Source organism: Afifella sp. JA880 (assembly GCF_025379905.1).
Taxonomy (GTDB): Bacteria; Pseudomonadota; Alphaproteobacteria; order Rhizobiales; family Afifellaceae; genus Afifella; species Afifella aestuarii.
In genome coordinates, this window is sequence record NZ_JAOANH010000001.1 from 650,039 (window position 1) to 670,012 (window position 19,974).

16 protein-coding genes and 1 tRNA gene are annotated in these 19,974 nt (G+C 61.4%); 14 read left to right on the forward strand and 3 right to left on the reverse strand.

The window, feature by feature from the left end:
* Positions 1-157 precede the first annotated feature (157 nt).
* Positions 158-1,654, reverse strand: a complete 1,497-nt coding sequence (locus tag NYQ83_RS03085; RefSeq protein WP_261212320.1) for a CoA-acylating methylmalonate-semialdehyde dehydrogenase — start codon at positions 1,652-1,654, stop codon at positions 158-160.
* Positions 1,655-1,822: 168 nt separating this feature from the next.
* Here NYQ83_RS03085 and NYQ83_RS03090 point away from each other — a divergent pair, with 168 nt between their 5' ends.
* The 6 genes from NYQ83_RS03090 (at position 1,823) to NYQ83_RS03115 (ending at position 4,734) form a co-directional block, all read left to right on the forward strand.
* Positions 1,823-2,560, forward strand: coding sequence for a DUF6065 family protein (locus tag NYQ83_RS03090; RefSeq protein ID WP_261212321.1), 738 nt, complete (start codon positions 1,823-1,825; stop codon positions 2,558-2,560).
* 151 nt (positions 2,561-2,711) lie between these two features.
* Positions 2,712-2,870: a DUF3309 family protein gene (locus NYQ83_RS03095; protein ID WP_128293767.1), complete on the forward strand. Its 159-nt coding sequence runs from the start codon at positions 2,712-2,714 to the stop codon at positions 2,868-2,870.
* Positions 2,871-2,998: 128 nt separating this feature from the next.
* Complete coding sequence (locus NYQ83_RS03100) at positions 2,999-3,271, forward strand: c-type cytochrome (protein ID WP_261212325.1); 273 nt, start codon at positions 2,999-3,001, stop codon at positions 3,269-3,271.
* A gap of 127 nt (positions 3,272-3,398) precedes the next feature.
* On the forward strand, positions 3,399-4,004 hold the full coding sequence (locus tag NYQ83_RS03105; protein WP_261212327.1) for a NapC/NirT family cytochrome c: 606 nt from the start codon (positions 3,399-3,401) through the stop codon (positions 4,002-4,004).
* Between the two features lie 53 nt (positions 4,005-4,057).
* Positions 4,058-4,549, forward strand: coding sequence for a type II toxin-antitoxin system RatA family toxin (locus NYQ83_RS03110; RefSeq protein ID WP_261212328.1), 492 nt, complete (start codon positions 4,058-4,060; stop codon positions 4,547-4,549).
* A gap of 108 nt (positions 4,550-4,657) precedes the next feature.
* Positions 4,658-4,734, forward strand: a tRNA-Met gene (locus NYQ83_RS03115).
* Between the two features lie 418 nt (positions 4,735-5,152).
* On the opposite strand, the gene NYQ83_RS03120 is transcribed toward NYQ83_RS03115, so the two are convergent.
* Complete coding sequence (locus NYQ83_RS03120; RefSeq protein WP_314733277.1) at positions 5,153-9,016, reverse strand: PAS domain S-box protein; 3,864 nt, start codon at positions 9,014-9,016, stop codon at positions 5,153-5,155.
* A gap of 484 nt (positions 9,017-9,500) precedes the next feature.
* Here NYQ83_RS03120 and NYQ83_RS03125 point away from each other — a divergent pair, with 484 nt between their 5' ends.
* The 6 genes from NYQ83_RS03125 to NYQ83_RS03150 all read left to right on the forward strand — a co-directional run bounded on the left by NYQ83_RS03125 (position 9,501) and on the right by NYQ83_RS03150 (position 16,170).
* Positions 9,501-9,887, forward strand: a complete 387-nt coding sequence (locus NYQ83_RS03125; protein WP_261212333.1) for a response regulator — start codon at positions 9,501-9,503, stop codon at positions 9,885-9,887.
* A gap of 64 nt (positions 9,888-9,951) precedes the next feature.
* On the forward strand, positions 9,952-11,523 hold the full coding sequence (locus NYQ83_RS03130) for a hypothetical protein (RefSeq protein WP_261212336.1): 1,572 nt from the start codon (positions 9,952-9,954) through the stop codon (positions 11,521-11,523).
* Positions 11,520-11,909: a response regulator transcription factor gene (locus tag NYQ83_RS03135; RefSeq protein WP_092813831.1), complete on the forward strand. Its 390-nt coding sequence runs from the start codon at positions 11,520-11,522 to the stop codon at positions 11,907-11,909. The genes NYQ83_RS03130 and NYQ83_RS03135 overlap by 4 nt, the downstream gene beginning before the upstream one ends.
* Entirely contained in the window at positions 11,909-13,702 is a 1,794-nt protein-coding gene (locus tag NYQ83_RS03140) for a tetratricopeptide repeat protein (protein ID WP_261212340.1), read from the forward strand. Before NYQ83_RS03135 ends, NYQ83_RS03140 begins: the two co-directional genes overlap by 1 nt.
* 3 nt (positions 13,703-13,705) lie before the next feature.
* Complete coding sequence (locus tag NYQ83_RS03145; protein ID WP_128293759.1) at positions 13,706-14,743, forward strand: HEAT repeat domain-containing protein; 1,038 nt, start codon at positions 13,706-13,708, stop codon at positions 14,741-14,743.
* On the forward strand, positions 14,740-16,170 hold the full coding sequence (locus NYQ83_RS03150) for a glycosyltransferase family 2 protein (RefSeq protein WP_128293758.1): 1,431 nt from the start codon (positions 14,740-14,742) through the stop codon (positions 16,168-16,170). Before NYQ83_RS03145 ends, NYQ83_RS03150 begins: the two co-directional genes overlap by 4 nt.
* Before the next feature lie 49 nt (positions 16,171-16,219).
* Here NYQ83_RS03150 and NYQ83_RS03155 read toward each other — a convergent pair whose 3' ends face one another.
* Positions 16,220-16,513 (reverse strand): Hpt domain-containing protein, encoded by a 294-nt coding sequence (locus NYQ83_RS03155; protein WP_261212345.1) that lies wholly within the window; start codon positions 16,511-16,513, stop codon positions 16,220-16,222.
* 233 nt (positions 16,514-16,746) lie between these two features.
* Between NYQ83_RS03155 and NYQ83_RS03160 the strand changes: the two genes are divergently transcribed.
* Positions 16,747-17,307, forward strand: a complete 561-nt coding sequence (locus tag NYQ83_RS03160) for a molybdopterin-dependent oxidoreductase (RefSeq protein WP_261212347.1) — start codon at positions 16,747-16,749, stop codon at positions 17,305-17,307.
* Between the two features lie 17 nt (positions 17,308-17,324).
* Positions 17,325-19,943: an ATP-binding protein gene (locus NYQ83_RS03165; protein ID WP_261212349.1), complete on the forward strand. Its 2,619-nt coding sequence runs from the start codon at positions 17,325-17,327 to the stop codon at positions 19,941-19,943.
* Positions 19,944-19,974 lie beyond the last annotated feature (31 nt).

Sequence of the window (19,974 nt, forward strand, 5' to 3'; positions counted from 1 at the left end):
AGGATACGGGTGAGCGTCAGCGGCAAGGCGAGCCGCGGAGTGTTGAGCCGCAAGACACCGCCCCGCCCCCCTTTCGCGGCCCGCAGACGCTCGATTTCATCAGCGATATCGGCAAGCGCCGCCGAAGCGGCAGCGGTATCATACGGTGATCCGTTTCCTACCGCATGGTCGGCATGATGAATTCGGCTCCGTCCTTGATGCCGGAGGGCCAGCGCGAGGTCACCGTCTTCGTCTTCGTATAAAAACGAATGGAATCGGGGCCATGCTGATTGAGATCGCCATAGCCTGACCGCTTCCAGCCGCCGAAGGTGTGATAGGCCAGCGGCACCGGAATCGGCACGTTGATGCCGACCATGCCGACTTCCACCTTCGAGGCGAAGTCGCGAGCGGCATCGCCGTCGCGCGTAAAGATCGCCACGCCGTTGCCGTATTCGTGCTTCGTCGGCAGATCGAGCGCTTCCTGATAATCCTTGGCGCGGACCACGGAGAGGACAGGCCCGAAGATTTCCTCTTTGTAGATGCGCATGTCCGCCGTGACGCGATCGAACAGGCAACCGCCCATGTAGAAGCCGTTCTCGTAGCCCTGCATGGTGAAGCCGCGGCCGTCGACGACGAGGTCGGCGCCCTCTTCGACACCGAGATCGACATAGCCGCGTACCTTCTTCACCGCCTCGGCCGTGACGAGCGGACCAAAATCGGCGTCGGGGTCGGTCGACAAACCGATCTTCAAGCTCTCCACGCGCGGAATGAGCTTGTCCATGAGCCTGTCAGCGGTCTCCTCGCCGACCGGGACGGCGACGGAAATCGCCATGCAGCGCTCACCGGCAGAGCCATAGCCGGCACCGATCAGGGCATCGACCGCACGGTCCATATCGGCGTCCGGCATGACGATCATGTGGTTCTTGGCGCCGCCGAAGCACTGCACGCGCTTTCCGGCCGCGCAGCCCTTCCCATAGATGTACTCGGCGATCGCAGACGAGCCGACGAAGCCGATCGCCTTGATGTCCGGATCCTCAAGAATTGAATCAACGGCCTCCTTGTCACCATTGACGACGTTGAGAATTCCAGCCGGCAGTCCCGCCTCGATCATGAGCTCGGCGAGGCGCATGGGCACGCCGGGATCGCGCTCGGATGGCTTCAGGATGAAGGCGTTGCCGCAGGCGATCGCCGGGGCGAATTTCCACATCGGGATCATGGCCGGGAAATTGAACGGCGTGATGCCGGCGACGACGCCGAGAGGCTGGCGCATGGAATACATGTCGATGCCCGGCCCGGCGTTCTCGGAGAATTCGCCCTTCATCAAATGGGGGATGCCGCAGGCGAACTCCGCCACTTCGAGGCCGCGCTGAATATCGCCGCGCGCATCTGGAACGGTCTTGCCATGCTCGCGCGCCAGAAGCTCAGCGAGGCTATCGTATTCCTGATGTACGAGTTCAAGAAACTTCATCAAAACGCGTGCGCGCTTCTGCGGGTTCTGCGCCGCCCAGCCCGGCTGCGCCGCCTTGGCATTCTCCACCGCCTCGCGCATTTCCGCGCGCGATGCGAGCGCCACTTTCGCCTGCACCTCGCCGGTCATCGGCAAGAACACGTCGGCCGTGCGCCCGCTCTTGCCCGCCACATTGCGACCGCCGATGAAATGTCCGATTTCGCGCATTCAGTTCTCCTTGTCGCGCTCCTTCGATCCTGCTGCAGACATTCCGGAGCCTTCAGCGAGTGATCGCCGCAGAGGACGAGAAAAACAACCCCGGGCAGCTCACTCTTGCCCTGCGGCGATGACAATCCACCTGTTGTGAACCTATGGTCGGTCCGCATGCGGGGTTCGATGAGCAAGAAATATCTCGATTTCTACATGATCGACGGCAGCGATATCGTGATCCGTCCTGCCCCGCGCGAGCGCCGATGGATGGATCAGACAAGCCATCGCTTCGCCTATCGCTGTCTGCCTCTCGCCATCGCCAACGCGCATTGCTGGGAAATCCTGAACCCTGTGACATTCACCGCCAGCTGGGACGGCACCGATGCGCTGGAGGCGATCGATATCAGCTACCGAGAGGCGCACCGGCATGCAGCGATGAGCCATTTCGGCCATGGCATTCTCACGTTCACGGTGCCGGCGCTGATCCGCACACCGCCGGGATATGATCTTTGGGTCATGGGCCCACCCAACCTCATCAAGGCCGACATCCAGGCCCTCAACGGCGTGGTGGAGACGGATTGGGCGACCGCCACCTTCACCATGAACTGGCGCTTCACCCGTCCCGGCGCGCGCGTCACCTTCGAGAAAGACGAGCCGTTCTGCGCCTTCTTTCCGATCCGCCGCGGCGAGATCGAAACCTTCGAAACACGGCGCCGGACACTCGGTGACGATCCGGAGCTTGCGGCCGCCTATCATGAATGGGCGGAAGGACGGAGAAGCTTCAACGAAGAGCTCGCCTCGCCCGATTCCGAAGCCGCGCGCAAGAAATGGCAGCGCGACTATTTGAAGGGGCCGCACGAGGCTCTGTCGCCGCCACATCGCACCAAGGTCGTCTTGCACAAAACCAAGAAAACAGACGACTGAGCCCATCCAAGTCTTCGCCCGCGCCAAGCCAGGCCGAGACCTTCACGCAGTTTTCACGCCGAAGATGCCGGGAACCGCAACGATCCCGACGGCGTTTCTTGCTGCAAAAGAGCCGGCCCAACGGGGGCGCCGGACAAAACAAAGGTTCTCCATGTCGGTCGGAACAATTCTTCTTATCATCTTGATCTTGATCCTCCTCGGTGCAGTGCCGGCCTGGCCCTATAGTCGCGGCTGGGGCTACGGACCCTCCGGGATCGTCGGCCTCATCCTGGTCATCCTCATCATCATGCTTTTACTGGGATATGTCTGAGACGGCGTAGATCGGTCGCACCATCGCCTCGCTTGATGGGCGGGGCGCAGTCTTCCATATCAAGAACGAGGAGGCGGCGGTCTTTCACGGCCGCCGCCTTTTTGATGTGGACCTCGTTGGAGATGATGATGAGAAGAGCGATGTTGTTCAGCCTGACTGCCGTGGCTTTCGGGGCGGTCACAGGTTCCGCACACAGCCAGGATTTTGACGCCGCCTCCGTCTTCACGACCAAATGCGCCACCTGCCATGGCACGCTGGCGCCCAATAAAGCCGCGATGGCAGAGCTCGACCTCGACCAATTTCAGGAAAAGATCGCCACCCATCCCAAGCTCGGCGGGGTCGTGGAAGGGCTGACCGAGCCCCAGATCGAGGCCATGCACAGCTATGTGCAGGAGAAATAGGCGACAGGCTGGCCGCAGGCGACCGCGCGCCGCACTTCTTCCTCCTCCCACCGCCGCCTAAGTCTCTTTTGTCCGACAATGAAGGCGTGTCCAAGCGGGCGTGCCGATCGGTCAATGGGGGATTTTCATGAAGTGGGCAGCACTCGGCCTCGTGGCGGTTGGCGGCGTCATCGGCCTGGCCGTCGCAGGCGCGACCACTACTGTGGTCGAGAAGACCGGCACCAACGAATTTTGCCTGGCGTGTCACGAAATGTCGTGGCCGCAGGAGACCTACACCCAGCAGGCGCACTACAAGAACGCATCCGGCGTGCGTGCGCCCTGCATCACGTGTCATGTCGATAGCCACCCATGGACCGATTACCTGTGGGGCAAGGCGACGGCCGGCGCCAAGGACGTGTGGGGACACTTCACCGGCAAACTGTCGACGCGCGAGGAGTATGACGCCAAGCGCGAAGAGATGTCGGAACAGGTCTGGGCCTATCTGGAACGCACAGATTCGGGGACCTGTCGCTCCTGTCATGACGAAGCCGCCATGGCGCTTGAAAAACAGAGCCCGGCGGCACAATTCGCTCATCCGCAGGCGCAAGCCGCCAACCTCACCTGCATCTCCTGCCACAAGGGGATCGGCCACGGCCCCGTCGGCGACGAGGCAGCCGCAGCCGCGCATCGGCCGGCCAAAGAGATGGCAGATCTTGCGGGCGAGCTCACCGACGTGCTTGGTTCTGGGAAATGATGCGACGTGGCCGGCGTCTCTGATGGCGTCGGCCACGCAGCTTTTGAGGCCAGATGTCACGAAACCTTGAGACGACGCGTTTCGTCGCGCTGCCCCAGGAAGAGGTCTTCGACCTCGTGGCCGACGTTGAGAGCTATCCCGAATTCCTTCCAGGCTTCCTGGAGGCGCGCATCCTGAAGCGAGACGGTGATGCGCTCCTCGTCATGCAGCGCGTCGGGCTGCCGGGCCTGACGATTTCATTTCGTAGCCGCGCCGAACTGACGCGCCCGAACCACCTTCTGATCACCTCCCACGACAAACCGTTTCGTTCGCTGCGCCATGAATGGCGGTTCGAGGCGATCGAAACGGCCCGCACCAAAGTGACGATGCGCGTCGACTTCGCCCTCGTCGGCGCGGGACTTGGCGGATTCAAGGAAGCTGTGGTGCGCCAGCTCTATGCCCGCTCCGTGGAAGCTTTTGAGGCACGCGCCCGAGAGCGGGCACTCGCGCAAAGTCGCAAAGCCCGCAACGGCAACGGCGGCGGGAACGCCGACGGCATTACATAAGCTGTGCGCGACCGAGAGATAACGGCGCACCGCGGCTTGACGGTGAAAAAACCCCACCGTATATCGCACGCGGTCCGTTAGCCTTGCATCGCGAGGCGGCCTGCGGGCGGCGGAGTAGCTCAGTCGGTTAGAGCAGCGGAATCATAATCCGCGTGTCGGGGGTTCGAGTCCCTCCTCCGCTACCAGCCTTTTTCTCACGAGAATTCCAGCAGTTATGCGCCGATCTTAACGTGGCGACCGGGAACTATCCCCGGTCATGTCCGCAGAGATGTAACCTCTGGCGCGCACCTCCGACTTGCTAGGCCGAGGCGGTCGGTACTACCTCCAGGTACGTGCGGCGAAATGCGCAGCACCCCTCCTCGGTAAGACACTCTCGAGGACCTCGCTGCAGACAAGTGACTTCATCTCTTTGGTGCGCGAACGCTTCGTCGCCCGGGCCTGAGAAGAATACACCGCAACGTTGCCCCCGCGGCTCGATCCAAGTTGGAGGTCGTCCCGACCGATCGGTAAGGATCAGTTTATGAACGTTGTCATTTCTCGGAAGAACAGATCATCCGCGGCCCCGTCTAAGATCATTAAGCCGGGCTAGCTTTCACGCCTTCATTATAGAGCGGCGCGTCTAGCTCGACGACGATTTGCAGCTTCACTGACGATCTGTGCAAGCTCCTCTTCCTTGAGCCGCGATTTAACGATGACGCGTACAGAGCGTTCATCTACCTCCGGCATGTCGCGAGAACCAACCATCACGACCGGGAGGTCGGGGCAGCGTCTCGAGACCTCATCAAGCAAGTCCAACCCAGATCCATCCGGTAGGGCTTCCTCTACGATAAGAAGGTCAAAGTGCTGTTCAGCCAGTTGCTGGCGCGCCTCTGCAACGGTGGACGCGCGCGAGAGCTCCAGGCTCTCTTTCAAAAGAGCGGAGAGGATCGCGAAAAAGTCGGCATCTTCCTCAACATGCAGCGCGCGCGGCAGGTTCGAGCCGCTCTGCGGTGCCTCAGCTCCAGCCTCGCCGTTCGCGTCAACCGTCGTCCGGTCCATCGCCTTTTCTGCTGCACCCGTCGATAGCGGCAAAGCAACTGTAAATTCGGCACCGGAATCCGGCCGATTGCGATAGGAAATCGAGCCGTTCATCTGCTCGATGATCTGTCGCGAGATGTGCAGGCCGAGGCCGGTGCCGCCCTGCTGCCTGGTGGCGGAGGAATCAGCCTGGCTGAAACGGTTGAAGATCTTGCCCTCGAATTCCGGAGGCACACCCGCTCCTTCATCGGCGACGGAAATGCGCACTGTCTCGCCGCTCTTGGCGATGGAAACCTCCACGGTTCCCCCGGAAGGGGAGAACTTTGCGGCATTCGACAGGAGATTAGAGAAAACCTGCTGCAGCCTCCTCGCATCGACCTCGACAGCATAAAGGCCGTCCGCGTGCACGACGGGCGTCACATCAAATTTCTCGAAATACGCCTGGTTCGCTTCGACCGACTGCCTGACGAGTTCGTTCAGATCTTCCACGCGTCGATCAAATTGCATCGCGCCTGAGGCGATCTTCTCCAGGTCGAGGATGTCGTTGACGAGTTCAACCAGCCGTTCGCAGTTCTTCAGTGCGATGGTGAGAAGATGCGAGATCTTTGGATCGAGCTGCCCCTCCGCCGAGCCCAGAACCAGCCCGAGAGAGCCGCGAATGGAGGTCAGCGGCGTGCGAAGTTCGTGGCTGACGGTCGCGATGAATTCGCTCTTCGCTCGCTCCGCCTCCTTTCGGGCATCGATATCCTGGAACTGGGCGACGAAATAGCCATGCCGGGTCTGGTGGTCCTCCACGCGCGATAGACCGAAGAGACACCAGATCGAGCGCCCGTTCTTGGCGACGAAACGACGCTCGGCCTGCTGGGCGGCAGCGACACCGTCGAGCATCTTGCGCAGCTGTCCGGACGCCGGTCTGTCGTCGGGATGGATCACGCTGGCGAAATCGAGATGTTCGAACTCCTCCGGCTCGTATTGCAGAAGCGTGCACAGCGTTTCGTTGACCTGCATCCATCGCCCGTCGTCACTGATCAGCGCCATGCCGACAGGTGCATTCTCAAGTGCCAGGCGGAATCGTTCCTCGCTCTCGCGCAGCGCGAGCTCCGTCTCTTTGAGGTGCGTGATGTCCGTTTGCGTGCCGATCATGCGCATCGCTCGACCGGTCTTGTCGCGTTCGATGCCGATCGCCTCCGAGCGCAACCAGATCCAACGGCCGTCTCTGTGACGAATACGATATTCCGTCAGGGAGCGGGCAGCTCGGCCCTCGATACATGCCGCGTCGGCCTTCTCCACCGCGGCCCGATCGTCGGGATGCACCCGCCGTCTCCATTCCTCCTGCGGGTCGATATCTTCGTCCTCGCCGAAGCCAAGCATCGCCCGCCATCTGCCCGAGACGACGGAGCGGCCGGTTTTGAGGTCGATATCAAAGACACCGATGGCCGCCGCCTCAATCGCCTGCTGCAGGCGCTGCTCGCTGATTGCCAGTTCGCGCGCCACCTTTTGCTGCAGTGTCACATCGCTGATGATCAGTGTATGGCGCAGGTCGCCTGCCTCTGTGCGCCACTCGTTCTTTTGCAGCGTCAGGAAAAGCTCCTCGCCGTTGCGGTTCCGCGTCTCGACAAGCCGGCTGACTTCTCCCTGCTTCTGCGCACTTGCCGCGTCCTCTTTCGACCCGGGAAACAGCGTGGCGATCGTCTGCCCGTCCAATTCGTCCGCCCGATAGCCGAAGATCAGCTCCGTTGCCGGATTGACGGAACGAATGATGCCGCCTTCGTCGAGCACGATCACACCGGCAAGAGCCGTATCGACGATCGAACGGTTCTGCTGCTCGCGCGCGGCAATCTCCCGCGTCTTCAATTCGACCGTCTGCTGGATCGCCTCTTCGCGGCGCGCATAAGACAACAAGAGCACGCCGAAGAGGAGGGACAGGGCAAGTCCCGCTGCCAGGACGATCGCCGGCTCTTTCGATGCCGCCGTCGCTTCAAAGGCGGGCGTGCTCTCCCAGACGACGGTCCATGTCTTCTCCATCACGGACAGCACTTTGCTGACCTGGAACGCGGGATTGTGTGCGTTGCCTTCGGAGCTTGAATAGATCAACTGGTCAGGATCGGCGGTCCCGCCATCATAGACACTGAGGTTCAACCGCGTGCCCTGGCTGGCCGTCAGACTGTCCATGAAACGCGGCGCGATAAAAGGCGCATAAACCCAGCCACGGAACGCATCCCGCCTCTGCGCCATGGTCTCAAGTGGGGCGGAGGCCTCATAAAGGGGGCGAAGCAACAAGAAACCGGCGCTTTTCGTTTCGTCTTGCACAAGGAAGATCCGACCCGTGATCGTCGCACGCCCGGTGTCGCGCGCATGGACGGCCGCGGTACGACGGTTCTGCTCAAACGCGATATCGAGCCCGAACGCCTTCGCGTTCGTCGCAAGAGGCTCGATAAAGGTGATCACGAACATCTCGCGATCCGTGGAAGGCGCGGGCTTGATCGTCAGATTGGTTTCGCCGGGCGTTGTGTGCTCGATTAAAAACCTTTGCAGCTCGTCAGGCATGACCGGCTCGATGAACCCGACGCCGTTGATCCCGGGTAGATTCGCCTCGAGACCGAACTCGCTGACGAAAGCCCTCCATTCCGTCTGCGAAACGTAGCTGGAGCCGCTGAAAAGACCCGCTCCAGCGTCCAGCGCCTGCTTGTAAGCGTCCAGCCGGTGCAGAAGTGCTTGTTCGCTATCTCCCGCCAGCGCCTTGAACGAGGTCAGCCCCTGTTCGAACGCCGCTTCGTTGGTGAACTTCCATGCGTAGAACGTCAATCCGAGGGGAACCAGCAGCGCCACAAGGCCCAGCCTGCTGACCCGGGCGAGTGGGCGTCCGCGGTATCGGGCGCTCCACGGGCGCAAAGGGCTGATCATAGCCAGGGGTAGGACAAGCAGGATGCCCGCAACATCCCCGATCCACCATGTGATCCAATTGGAAAGGGCCGCCGATCCCTCGGTGATACCGGCCCCCATAAGGCTCGCTACGCCGACGCTCGCACCAATGAGACACGGCAAAAGTGCCGCGCGCAGGATAAACGGAATGAAATCTCGCATCCCATCCAAGGCGACCGGCATCCCGAAGCGCCGCCGAAGAAGTTGGACAGCGAGAAGCGACTGCACCGTCGACCCCGTGGCGATGCAAGCAGCAACCCCCAGAGCTGACCAGTCGGGCCCCTGGGCACCGAAAGCGTTTCCGATGACGGCATTAACCGCAAATGCCCCCAGAAACACGCCGGGCCATAGCCGGTGACCATAAAATAAAAGAGCAGAAACCGCGATTCCCGATGCCGGCCAGATCAACGTCGCATAGCCTGGCGGTACGGCCAGACGCAGGCCGAGCCAGCCAAAAAGCCCATAAAGGACGGCCGTAGCAGCCGCGCGATAAAAGTCGGTTCGAGACATAAGTCGCAGATTTAGCATGCGCAGCTTGCGCGCCGCAGACCATACAACTCAAAGGCGATAATAGGGAATGCATCGGTAAGACGGGACTTCATCATCCCTAACGATGGGCTGGCATCCCCCTTTTGGTTCCCGATCGCCGAAAGCACGAGATCACAATTCAAGCGCCTGGGCTCCGTACTGTTGATCGATCGGACGGAACGCACCGGCCCTATTGCCCAGAAGAAAAGAAGAGCTTCCGGGCCGCGTCGGCAAGACACCTTCCATGGCCACCCGCGCGAACCCTCTTTGAAAATACATGACTGAAACCCAAAATGAGATAGAGTAACACTTCTCGATTCGGATCGGACGTTTTTACGAGATATTAAATTAAATTCGAAGAGAGCGTGCGGATGACTTTCCTTTTGAATTCGTGGCGATCCTGGACATCTGCTGCGCCCTAAAGAGGATCGCGGCTATTGAGACCTAGCTGTGAAGCGTGAGCGACCTGAACAGATAGAGGCATATGCTGAAAACGGCGCGGATACTCTACGTTGACGACGAGCCCGACATCCGGGAAATCGCGAGCATGTCCCTGGAACTCGACCCCCAGTTGGACGTGCGCACGTGTTCCTGTGGCCAGGAAGCGCTCGAGGCTGCACGCGCGTGGCAGCCCGATCTCATTTTGCTTGATGCGATGATGCCGGGAATGGACGGGCCGCAGACGTTGGCAGCCCTAAAGGAAAAAGCCGACACGAGCGGCATCTCGGTCGTGTTCATCACCGCCCGTACGCAGACATCCGAGATCGAGCACTTCATCAGTCTCGGGGCCATAGGCGTCATCGCCAAACCCTTCGACCCGATGAGTCTTGCGGGCGTTGTCCAACAATACCTGCAGAATGTGGATGCCTAGGCTCTGGAAAGCTGAGAGGGCGCTAGGGCTGAGGGCGGCAGTTTGCGGATTTTCCTTCGCATGCATGACAGCGGGCATCGCCATGGCCGATGAAGGACGGCCCGGAGACGGGCCGGACGCATCGATCCTCTGGCGCGAAAACGTCACGCCGTTCGCCGAAGCGCCTGCCCGCGTCGTCATCGAAGGGGTCGAAGAGGAAAACGGCTTCGAGCCGCGGCTGGCGCGTCTCATCGAAACTCCGAAGCCCGCATCGTCGGCCCCGCCGCGCATGCTCGCACTTGATAGAAACCTCCTTCGACAAATGAATATTCGCCCTTTCGGCGAGGAGGAACGCGCCGCGTCGCGGAAGAGCGGAGTTCAGCTAGAGCTGCACTGCAAGGCAGGACAAAGCCCAGCGGGCTTCGTCCTGTCTGCGCCAAATTCCCGCCTGCCGCGCGGCCTCCGCCTTGCCGCCGTCGCCAAGATTTCCGGCGGGAAGGGCTTCGGATTGTCGCTTGTGCCCAAGGGAGAGGATGCGCCGGCAATACCGCAGGCGAAGTTGCACACCGGCAAGACTCGGCTGCCCATTCCCTTGCAGCAATCCGCAGCGGAGCCCAATCAGCCCGATGTCGTGATCACCTGCCCTGAAAGCGCAGCGACCGCGACGCTTCAGGAATTCGCCCTTGTGCCACAAGCCGAGACGGCCACTGCGGTTGCCGCAGGTCACGTCGGCACATGGATCTGGGACATCGACCCCTTTCTCCAGGATCCGGATGCGCTGCTTGCTTTCGCGCGCAACGAGCAACTGAGCGAGCTCTATCTTCAGCTGCCGCTTCCCATCGAATCTCAGTCGCAGATGGCGGCATTGGAGCGGCTGCACGACACCCTGACCGCGGAAGGCATCGCGGTCATCGCCGTAGAAGGCGATCCGGAGATGGTCCTTCCTTCCGGCAGACAGAATGCGCTTGCGCGCCTTCAGGCGCTCCGCGAGATCGAGCCGAAGATCCCGCTGACCACCCTGCAATATGACATCGAGCCCTACCTCCTGCCTGCTTTGGGGCGCGATCTCCCTTCGGCCTGGGCCGCGTGGACGGAGACGGTCCTTGCCCTCTCGCAGGCCTGGGATGGCCCTGTGGGCGTGGTTCTGCCGTTCTGGATGCTGGAGTCGAAAGACGGGCTGAAGGCTCTCGATCATGCCGCGGCTTCCCTCGCCGCTGTCACGGTCATGGCCTACCGCACCGACATCAATGAAATCGTCGCGATCAGCGAGCCTTGGCTGGCCTGGGGTGGCCGCTCCGGCGTGCCGATCCGAATTGCCGTGGAAAACGGCCCCCTTGAGCAGGAGATCCACAAGGTCTACCTGAGGGCGAAAGAGGGGACGCTGCGACTCGCGTCTGACGGGAACCACGCTTCGGCAGAGCTGCTTACTGCACCCGTACCGGAGAGGTCCGATGCCCCCGTCTACCGTTTCAGCCACGAGGTTCGGGTGGACATGGCGCGCATCAGCTTCCTCAACGACACAAACAAACTTACGTCCGCACGTGCGCATCTGAAGCATCTTTTTTCTGCCTGGCCGGCCTTTGCCGGTCTCGCGATCCACGACTTGCAACAAGCGCGACGCGAGGGACCGGAACAGGCAAGGATTCCCGAGCAATGAGCTCCCCGCCACTCATCCTCATCTGCGACGACGACCCGCTCCTCATCGAGCTCATGGAGTTCCGTCTTCGCGCCAAGGGTTATGCCGTCACAACCGCCACCGATGGCGAAGAAGCCTTCGCGAAAGTGTCCTCCGAACGGCCATCGATCGTCGTACTCGACGCAATGATGCCCAAGCTCGATGGCTTCGATGTCCTCAACCGCATCAAGCAGGATCCGGAGCTGAAGGACATCCCCGTCGTGATGCTCACTGCGCGCAAGAACGAGCGCGACATCGTCTCTGCGCTGGAGCGTGGCGCCGAAGACTATCTCGTGAAGCCCTTCATTCCCGACGAATTGATGGCGCGTTTGTCGAAGCTGATCGCCAGGCAGCCCCCGAGGGCCTGATGCCGGTCGTCGCCCCGCCCCATGCCATGCTGCTTGGCCTCCTGCTGGCCTTTTGCAGCGTGGCACCGGCCAGGGCGCAAGCCCCTGAAACGCTTTACGAGGAAGGCGTCCGCTACCGGCTCGAAGGCCGCTTCGACGACGCGGAACGCATGCTCCAGGAGGCCTTGAGCGAACAGCCCGAAAATGTCGACGCGCTGGTGCAGCTCGGATTCGTTCAACTCGCCCAGGGAAAGAACGAGGATGCGCGGGGGACGTTCGAACGCGTGCTCGTTCTGTCGCCGAATTACGAGGACGCACGCTACGGTCTCGCCCAGCTCGCCTTCCGAAACGGCAACCTCGACGACGCGGAAAACCTCACAAACCAGGTTCTGGCGGCGCAGCCGGAAAATGCCGACGCGCAGGCGCTCGCCGACAACGTCGCACGCGCCCGCGAGGCGCAAAAGACCAGCGCCACATCGCCCCCAGAGGCTGTGCCTACAGTACCCGCGCCTCCCGAACCCACTCCCGCAAAACCGCCCCCCGAAGAGATCGCACAGGCAAAGCGCGAACGCCTCGCCGGTCTCATCGCCGAAGGCACGCGGCTTCGACTCGATGGCCGTTTCGCTGCCGCCGAAACACGCTATCGCAAGGCCCTGTCGCTCGCGCCCGAGGATGCCGACATCCTGGTGGCGCTCGGGCTCGTGACCGCGAACCAGGACAAGCTGACGGAGGCGCGTGAGTTCTTCGAACGCGCGCTCAGACTCGCGCCCTCCTATACAGATGCCAGGCTCGGTCTCTCTCGGCTTGCCCTGCGCGCTGACGACACCGCCGAAGCACGGCGCCTTGCCGAGGAGGCAAAAGCGCGCGAGCCGGAGAGCATCGAGACGGAGCTTCTCCTCGCCCGCATCGATATCGCGGAAGGCGATCTCATGTCGGCGGATGCGCGCTACGAGGCGCTCGCCCGGCGCACCGACGACAACGCCGAGGTTATGGTCGGCCTCGGCGATACACGATTTCGGCAATGGCGCTTCGACGAGGCACGGGCCGCCTATGAGCGGGCGCACGAGATCGCACCCGGCGATCCTGTAACGGCGGGCCGACTTGAGCGCGAGCCACCGAAGCGCTGGCGCTTCACGGCGGGAAGTGAATACAGCGCCCTCACCGAGAACCGGCCGCACTGGACCGACAGCGTCGCGGCGCTCTCCTACCGCCTCTCTCCCGCCGCGACGGTGACAGGAGAGACCCGGCTCGCCACCCGCAACAATTCGACCGACCTACAGATCGGCGCGCGCATCGATTACGCCTTTTCCGACGCCTTCGCAGCCAATGCCTCGGTCGCTGCAACGCCGTGCGCCGATTTTCTGGCGCGCGTCTCGCTGGGCGCCGGCATGGCCTGGCGCATTGCCGAAAATGGCCCGAACGGCGGCCCGCTCTTTCTGGAAATGCAGACGCGGCACGAATTCTTCGCCGACAGCGAAGTCACCTCCCTCTTCCCCGCGATCAAGGCAGCTATCGTCGACGAACGTCTCACCTTCAAGGTCACGTGGGTGCATGCCCGCGACGACGACAGCACCGTCTCGAACGGCTACATCCTGCGCACCGATCTTGCTGCCACAGACAGGTTTCGGCTCTTCGCCGGCTATGCCGACGCCCCTGAAATTTCGGAAGGCAGTTTGTTTGACACCCGCACATTGTTCGGCGGCGTCTCCTTCGATCCGGTGGATTGGGTAACGATCAACGCCGCCATCGCACACGAGCGGCGTGACGCATTCGAGCGCAACAGCCTCGCCCTTAACTTCTCGACCCGGTTCTAGGCGATGCTTTACGGAATCTGGAACCTCTCCATCGCGCTTGCACTCGCATCGATTTTAATCTTGCTGGGCCTGATCGTTCTGCGTATCGCCGATATGCGTCTTGCCGCGCGTCGTGCCGCACAACGCAAGCGCTTCGTCGGCGCCTTGATCCGCTTTTCCGCGGACGAAGACGAAGCCTCGCTAAGGCAGGTCATAGCGGAAACTCCGAAGCGCATCTTAGTCGATGCGGGCTTCGAGTTCCTCGCAATGCTCCGCGGCGATGAGCGCGCCCGCATCGAAGAGGTCTTCGCCGAGGCAGGCGTGCCGGATTACATTCGCCGCCGCCTGCGGCGTGCCAACGAGGCAGAGCGTATCTTTGCCGCCGAAACTCTGGCAGCCTTTCCAAGCGAGGCGACGATCGCAGCGCTCAACCGGTCGCTCGGAGATCGGGCACGAGAGGTGCGGCTCGCCGCGGCGATCTCTCTCAATCGCCTGGGCAGAACACCGTCGCTTGCCGAGCTGATGGCCACAATCGGCGAACGTGGCCAGCGCTCCCGCCGTCTCGTTGAATTGCTGCGCACCTTCCCACTGGAAAAAGCCCCAGAGCTCGTCGAATTCGCGGCGCGCGAGGACGCCTCCTCCTTCTCCCGCGCCGCGGCGATCGAGGCGCTCTCCCATATCGGCGATCCGCAATTCATGCCCTTCTTCTCGCGCCTCGCCGCCGACGCGAAACCGGAAGTCGCCGCCGCGGCGGTCCGCGGACTTGGCCGCTTCGGCCACCCTTCGGTCCTGCCCACAGTGCTCGCAGCGACAAAGAATGGTGACTGGCAGGTGCGCTACGAAGCGGCCGAAGTGGCGGCCGCCTTCCCGTCGCAGGAGATGATCGAGCCTCTGGCTGCGCTGCTCAGCGATGCGGAATGGTCCGTTCGCTATGCCGCAGCAAAGGGGCTGAAGAATCTCGGCGCGGCTGGGCGCGACAGGCTTCTCGCCTTCGCCACGGGAACGGCCTCGCGTGGCCAACGCACCGCCTCCATGGTGCTCCAAGAGGGAAGCCGGGCATGAGCGACTTCGTCCTCGCCGATGTCCTCCTGCAGGCGACGCGCGTCATCGCCTGGTTCGTCATCGCCTCGGGCCTCGCCCAGTCCGCCGTCTATCTGTTCCAGCTCGTCGTCGCTGGCGCGACCTTTTACCAGCGGCCACCCGTCGCGCGCTCTTCGCTCCTCTGGCATCGATACAGCGATGTGGCCCCGCCGATCGCCCTCATCGTGCCCGCCTACAACGAGCAGCTCAACATCGTCTCGACCGTCTATTCACTGCTCTCGATCGAATATCCAAGCTACGAGGTCATCGTCGTCAACGATGGCTCCAAGGACGAAACCCTGTCACGTCTGCGTGAGACCTTCGACATGAGGGAGTTCGAGCGCCCACACGACGACGCCCTCCCCCACGCACCCATCCGCAACATTTACAGCTCACGCAACAGCGACAGGCTTTTCGTCATCGACAAGGAGAATGGCGGGAAGGCAGATGCCCAGAATGCCGGCATCAATCTCTGCCGTGCGCCGCTGTTTTGTGTCGTTGATGGCGATTCCATCGTCGAACCTGATGCGCTGATGCGGGTGGCACAACCCTTCATCGACGATCCGAACCGCACGATCGGCGTCGGCGGGACGATCCGCATCGCCAACAACTCCCTCGTCGATGCCGGGCGGATCACTGACGTGCGTCTGCCCAAACGTCTTCTGCCGCTCTTCCAGGTCGTAGAGTATATCCGCGCCTTCCTGATGGCACGCGTTGCCTGGAGCCGTATCAACACGCTGATGCTGGTCTCCGGCGCCTTTGGAGTCTTTCGACGCCGCGAGGTGATCGACGTCGGCGGCTATACGCCGGGCTCGATGGGGGAAGATCTCGATCTCGTCATCAAGCTGCACCGCAGCATGATCGAGAAGAAACGGAAGTACCGCATCACTTTCGTTCCCGAGCCCGTATGCTGGACAGAAGCTCCCGAAACCTTGTCGGTGCTCGGGCGGCAACGTGCGCGCTGGCAGCGCGGTGCGCTGGAGTGCTTCTTCCGCTATCGCCACATGGCCTTCAATCCGCGCTATGGTCGGATCGGATTTCTGGGTTTCGGCCAGATGTTTATCGTCGACGTCTTGGGCCCTGTGGTCGAAGTGCTCGGCTATATTCTCATGCCGACCTTCTATTTCCTCGGGGGTTTGTCGCTCGAATACCTCCTTGCCTATACGGCCCTCGTTTTCGTCTTCGGGGTTTTCATCAGCGTCGGATCGCTGGTGTTGGAAGAAATCGAGCTGAAACGCTTTCCGACACCCCGGAGCCTCTTCATCCTGGCGATGGCAGCCATAATTGAGAATTTCGGCTATCGTCAGATCAATAATTACTGGCGGCTGAAGGGACTGTGGCAGTATCTACGATCCGACAACAGCTGGGGTGAAATGACCCGCATCGGCTTTCAGTCACGCTCCCCTTGAGACGCTCACTGGAAGCCGAGTTGACGCCGCCCAACAGACTGGGCCTGCATCAATCGGCAGGATGCCTCGTCTTTGCAAGTTCTTCACACAGGTCGTCATAGGCGTCGGAGACGTCTTGTCGCTCGGCGGCTTCCAGGCCAAGCAAATCTTCGAGCGCTGATGCCCGATCGCTGACGGCAGGAAAACCAAAGGTGCCGCCGGCCCCGGCTAAACCATGGGCGAGCGAAATAATCTGCGGAATATCCTCGATGGCATGCGGACTGAGCTGCCTGAGGCGCGCGAGATCACTCCCACAACGCTCGGCGAAACGCTTCTTGAGAGGCAGCAACGGATCGTCTTGCACGAAGGTCCCCTTTGAAATTGGCCGAAGTCTCCAGACTTCCTGAGCGACGCCTCTGCAAGCTATCGCAGTGCTTCAACGGAACATATTCAGTTGGCGTATTTCTGTTTGATCAGAAGCGTCACATCCGGTCACCTATCCTTCCGCATAGGCGGACCTGATCTCTTGCTTTGTGGCGAAATAAGCGAGGCTTCGATAAAAAAAGACAACCAAGCAAACTCGACGAGGGACAGGACATGTCGATCGGCACCATTATGACGAAGCTGAAACTGTTCATGGCCGGCCTTGCGATCCTCGCCGGATTGGCGACCGTATGGTCGGTTGGGCTGGAGCCGGACCCCGCCAGGGCTGCCCGGCTGGGGACCACGCCCACAGGGGACGTCATTCTGCGGATCTATGGCAAAATCAACGCGACCAATGTCGGCGATGAGGCGCACTTCGACCTCGACATGCTGAAAGAGATGCCTGCGACGACATTCAAAACCAGCACGATCTGGACAGAAGGCGTGAACAGCTTCACCGGCGTAAGCCTTGAAGACCTTCTAGACGCGGTCGAGGCGCAGGGTGGAACACTTCGCGCAACGGCTATCAACGATTACGCGGTTCAGCTGCCGGTGTCGGATGCCACGTCGTCTGGTCCCATGGTCGCCTATGAAATGAACGGCAAGCCGATGTCGCGCCGTGGCAAAGGCCCCTTGTGGATCATCTACCCATTTGATCAGAATTCGCACTTTCAATCCGAAACAATATATTCACGCAGCATATGGCAGCTTGACCGCATTGAGGTGATCGACTGAGTTGCCCAATGTGACCCATGAATAAAAGCAATGGAAAACCCGCCAGGCATGGCGGAGCACTTCGAAACGGACTCGCAGCGACCGTCCTGATTGCGGCCGCTGCGCTTCTCGTCTTTCTGGGTTTGCAGGTATCGCAGGAACTAAAAGAGTTACGCAACGCTCCACGCGACAACGTGCAATGGACGGTCGCGCAGCTCGAAGTCGAACTACTAAGGCTCCTGCGGTCCATCGAGGGTGGCAGCGGGGCCGGCGACATCGATGAACTCCGAAAGCGTTTCGACGTTTTCTACAGCCGCGTCTCGACGATCGAGACCAGCAACATGTTCTCCGAGTTGCGCACGGCGGAAAACGCCGATGCCGCTCTTCTCCGTATACAAACGACGCTGGACGACCTCGTTCCCGTCATAGACGGGCCGGATGAAATTCTCCGCGAACGTCGCGCCGAACTGGTCGCCCCCCTGGCGCAGCTGCGTTCCACCGTACGCACGCTCTCCCTTAAGAGTGTCGATCTATTCGCCCGCCTGTCTGACGAGCGCCGCCAGGCCTTTACGCTCCTTCTTATTCAGACGGCCGTCGTCGCAGGGCTTCTCATCATCGCCCTTGCGGGAACGCTCCTGGTGCTCTGGCGGCAATACGGTATCTCGATGTCGCGCGCAGGCGAGCTCGCGCGCAGCAGCCAGCGTTACGCAAACACCATCAACGCCTCTCTCGACGCCATCATCGTCGCCGACGCCTCGGGGACCATTCTCGACTTCAATCCTGCGGCGGAGCGTGCGTTCGGCTATTCACGACACGCCGCACTTGGCCGCAACATTTCGAGCCTGATCGCACCGGGCGAGCCTTATGGCACCGGTGACACCTTCATCAAACGCCATTTGCGCTCGTCCGCCAAGAAACCGCTCGGACAGGACCGCATCGAGATCCAGGCGATCCGCGCCAATGGCGACAAATTTCCGGCCGAGCTATCTCTGGGTATCGCGAGCGAGAGCGAAAACCCGACCTTTATCGCCTATATGCGCGACATCTCCGATCGGCACCGCACCCGCCAGGAGCTTTTGTACGCCCGCGACCGCGCTCTGGCGGCGGCTGAAGCAAAATCGCAATTCCTTGCCGTGATGAGCCATGAAATGCGCACGCCGCTCAACGGTATCCTCGGTGTGCTTGATCTCATCCACGGGACCGACCTTACCGACAAACAGAGCCAGTACGTGGAAACGGCGATCGCATCGGGTGAGCTTTTACGCGACCAGATCGACGACGTCCTCGACCTTTCGAGCCTGGAAGCCGGCGGCTTCGAGCTGAGACCGGTTGCCTTCGAGCTTGGCCACCTCTTGCACGAGATCGTCGATCTGCATGCACTGGCCGCGGAAACGCGCGGCAATCATCTCGTAGTCAGCCTCGCCTTCGAAACGCTCGGCGTGAAGGCCGATCGCCGCCGCATCCGCCAGATCCTCATCAACCTCGTATCAAATGCCGTCAAATTCACCAAGAATGGCATCATCACGCTCGAAGCCCGCGAAATCTCCCAGGCCGACGGACAGGTTCTTGTCGAACTGACAGTGTCAGATACCGGCAGCGGCATAGCCCCCGCCAACATCGATCGGATCTTCGAAGACTTCGTAACTCTCGACCCCTCGTTCAAGCGAACGACTGGCGGAACGGGTCTCGGCCTGGCGATCTGCCGACGCATGGCCGGAGCAATGGGTGGTGAGATCGGCGTTGAAAGCACACTGGGCCAGGGCAGCCGTTTCTGGGTTCACCTTCCGATGTTGCCGGCAAGCAGCGAAGAGCTCGAGGCGAGCCCGGTGGAAGACGTGAGGGAGTATGACTTCGACGGCAAAGCTGGTCTCAATGTCCTCGTGGTGGAAGACAATCCCACCAACCGCTTCGTGGCGCGCGAGATGCTCGTCAAGGCCGGCTGCCGGGTCCGGGAAGCGGAGAACGGCGAAGTCGGTGTCGCCGTGGCCAACGAAGAGGCCTTCGACGTCATATTGATGGATATCAGCATGCCAGTGCTCGATGGCCTTGGTGCGACGCGCCGCATTCGCTCGGGGGACGGGCCATCCAGCGACACGCCGATCATCGGCCTGACCGCGCATGTCTTTCCCGAAGAACAGGGGAAACTCCGCAAGGCCGGGATGCAGGACACGCTCATCAAACCGCTTCGCCTGCAACAGCTCAACGCCGCCCTCGCCCCCCTCCTGAAGGAACGGCCGGTCGCGAGGGAGCTGTCGAGCCGAGAACGGGCGAAGGCGATCCTAAATACGGATTCTGACGGGATGTCGGAGGAACCGGAACTGCTCGACGAAACCGTCGTGCAGGATCTGAAAGATGTCCTGCCTCAGCAGAAGCTGGCACATCACATGGACAAGTTCTGCCACGAGCTTGCCGTTATCAGATCGAGCCTGGAGGGCGCGCGCCAGGACGAAACCTTCATGCAAATTCGCCAGGTCGCTCACCAGCTAGCGGGCTCAGCGGCGCTCTTTGGTGCCCTCAAGCTGCGCGAGGTGCTGCTCGAAATCGAAGAAGTGGGCTTTCAGAAGAACGCGGAGCCTCTATCAGATCTCATTGACGAGGCCGAAGTACTCGGTCGGCAGACAGCAGCGGCGCTCAAACCGCACCGCACTGCTGCCTGATCTGGCAAGGCCGCTTCAGCGGGCACACCGC

Coding starts and splice junctions, on each gene's coding strand:
- NYQ83_RS03125 (WP_261212333.1), top strand. CDS start 9,501: ATGCTGAAAACGGCGCGGATACTCTACGTTGACGACGAGCCCGACATC.
- NYQ83_RS03165 (WP_261212349.1), top strand. CDS start 17,325: ATGAATAAAAGCAATGGAAAACCCGCCAGGCATGGCGGAGCACTTCGA.
- NYQ83_RS03100 (WP_261212325.1), top strand. CDS start 2,999: ATGAGAAGAGCGATGTTGTTCAGCCTGACTGCCGTGGCTTTCGGGGCG.
- NYQ83_RS03160 (WP_261212347.1), top strand. CDS start 16,747: ATGTCGATCGGCACCATTATGACGAAGCTGAAACTGTTCATGGCCGGC.
- NYQ83_RS03105 (WP_261212327.1), top strand. CDS start 3,399: ATGAAGTGGGCAGCACTCGGCCTCGTGGCGGTTGGCGGCGTCATCGGC.
- NYQ83_RS03095 (WP_128293767.1), top strand. CDS start 2,712: ATGTCGGTCGGAACAATTCTTCTTATCATCTTGATCTTGATCCTCCTC.
- NYQ83_RS03135 (WP_092813831.1), top strand. CDS start 11,520: ATGAGCTCCCCGCCACTCATCCTCATCTGCGACGACGACCCGCTCCTC.
- NYQ83_RS03140 (WP_261212340.1), top strand. CDS start 11,909: ATGCCGGTCGTCGCCCCGCCCCATGCCATGCTGCTTGGCCTCCTGCTG.
- NYQ83_RS03130 (WP_261212336.1), top strand. CDS start 9,952: ATGACAGCGGGCATCGCCATGGCCGATGAAGGACGGCCCGGAGACGGG.
- NYQ83_RS03120 (WP_314733277.1), bottom strand. CDS start 9,016: ATGCTAAATCTGCGACTTATGTCTCGAACCGACTTTTATCGCGCGGCT.
- NYQ83_RS03145 (WP_128293759.1), top strand. CDS start 13,706: ATGCTTTACGGAATCTGGAACCTCTCCATCGCGCTTGCACTCGCATCG.
- NYQ83_RS03090 (WP_261212321.1), top strand. CDS start 1,823: ATGAGCAAGAAATATCTCGATTTCTACATGATCGACGGCAGCGATATC.
- NYQ83_RS03150 (WP_128293758.1), top strand. CDS start 14,740: ATGAGCGACTTCGTCCTCGCCGATGTCCTCCTGCAGGCGACGCGCGTC.
- NYQ83_RS03085 (WP_261212320.1), bottom strand. CDS start 1,654: ATGCGCGAAATCGGACATTTCATCGGCGGTCGCAATGTGGCGGGCAAG.
- NYQ83_RS03110 (WP_261212328.1), top strand. CDS start 4,058: ATGTCACGAAACCTTGAGACGACGCGTTTCGTCGCGCTGCCCCAGGAA.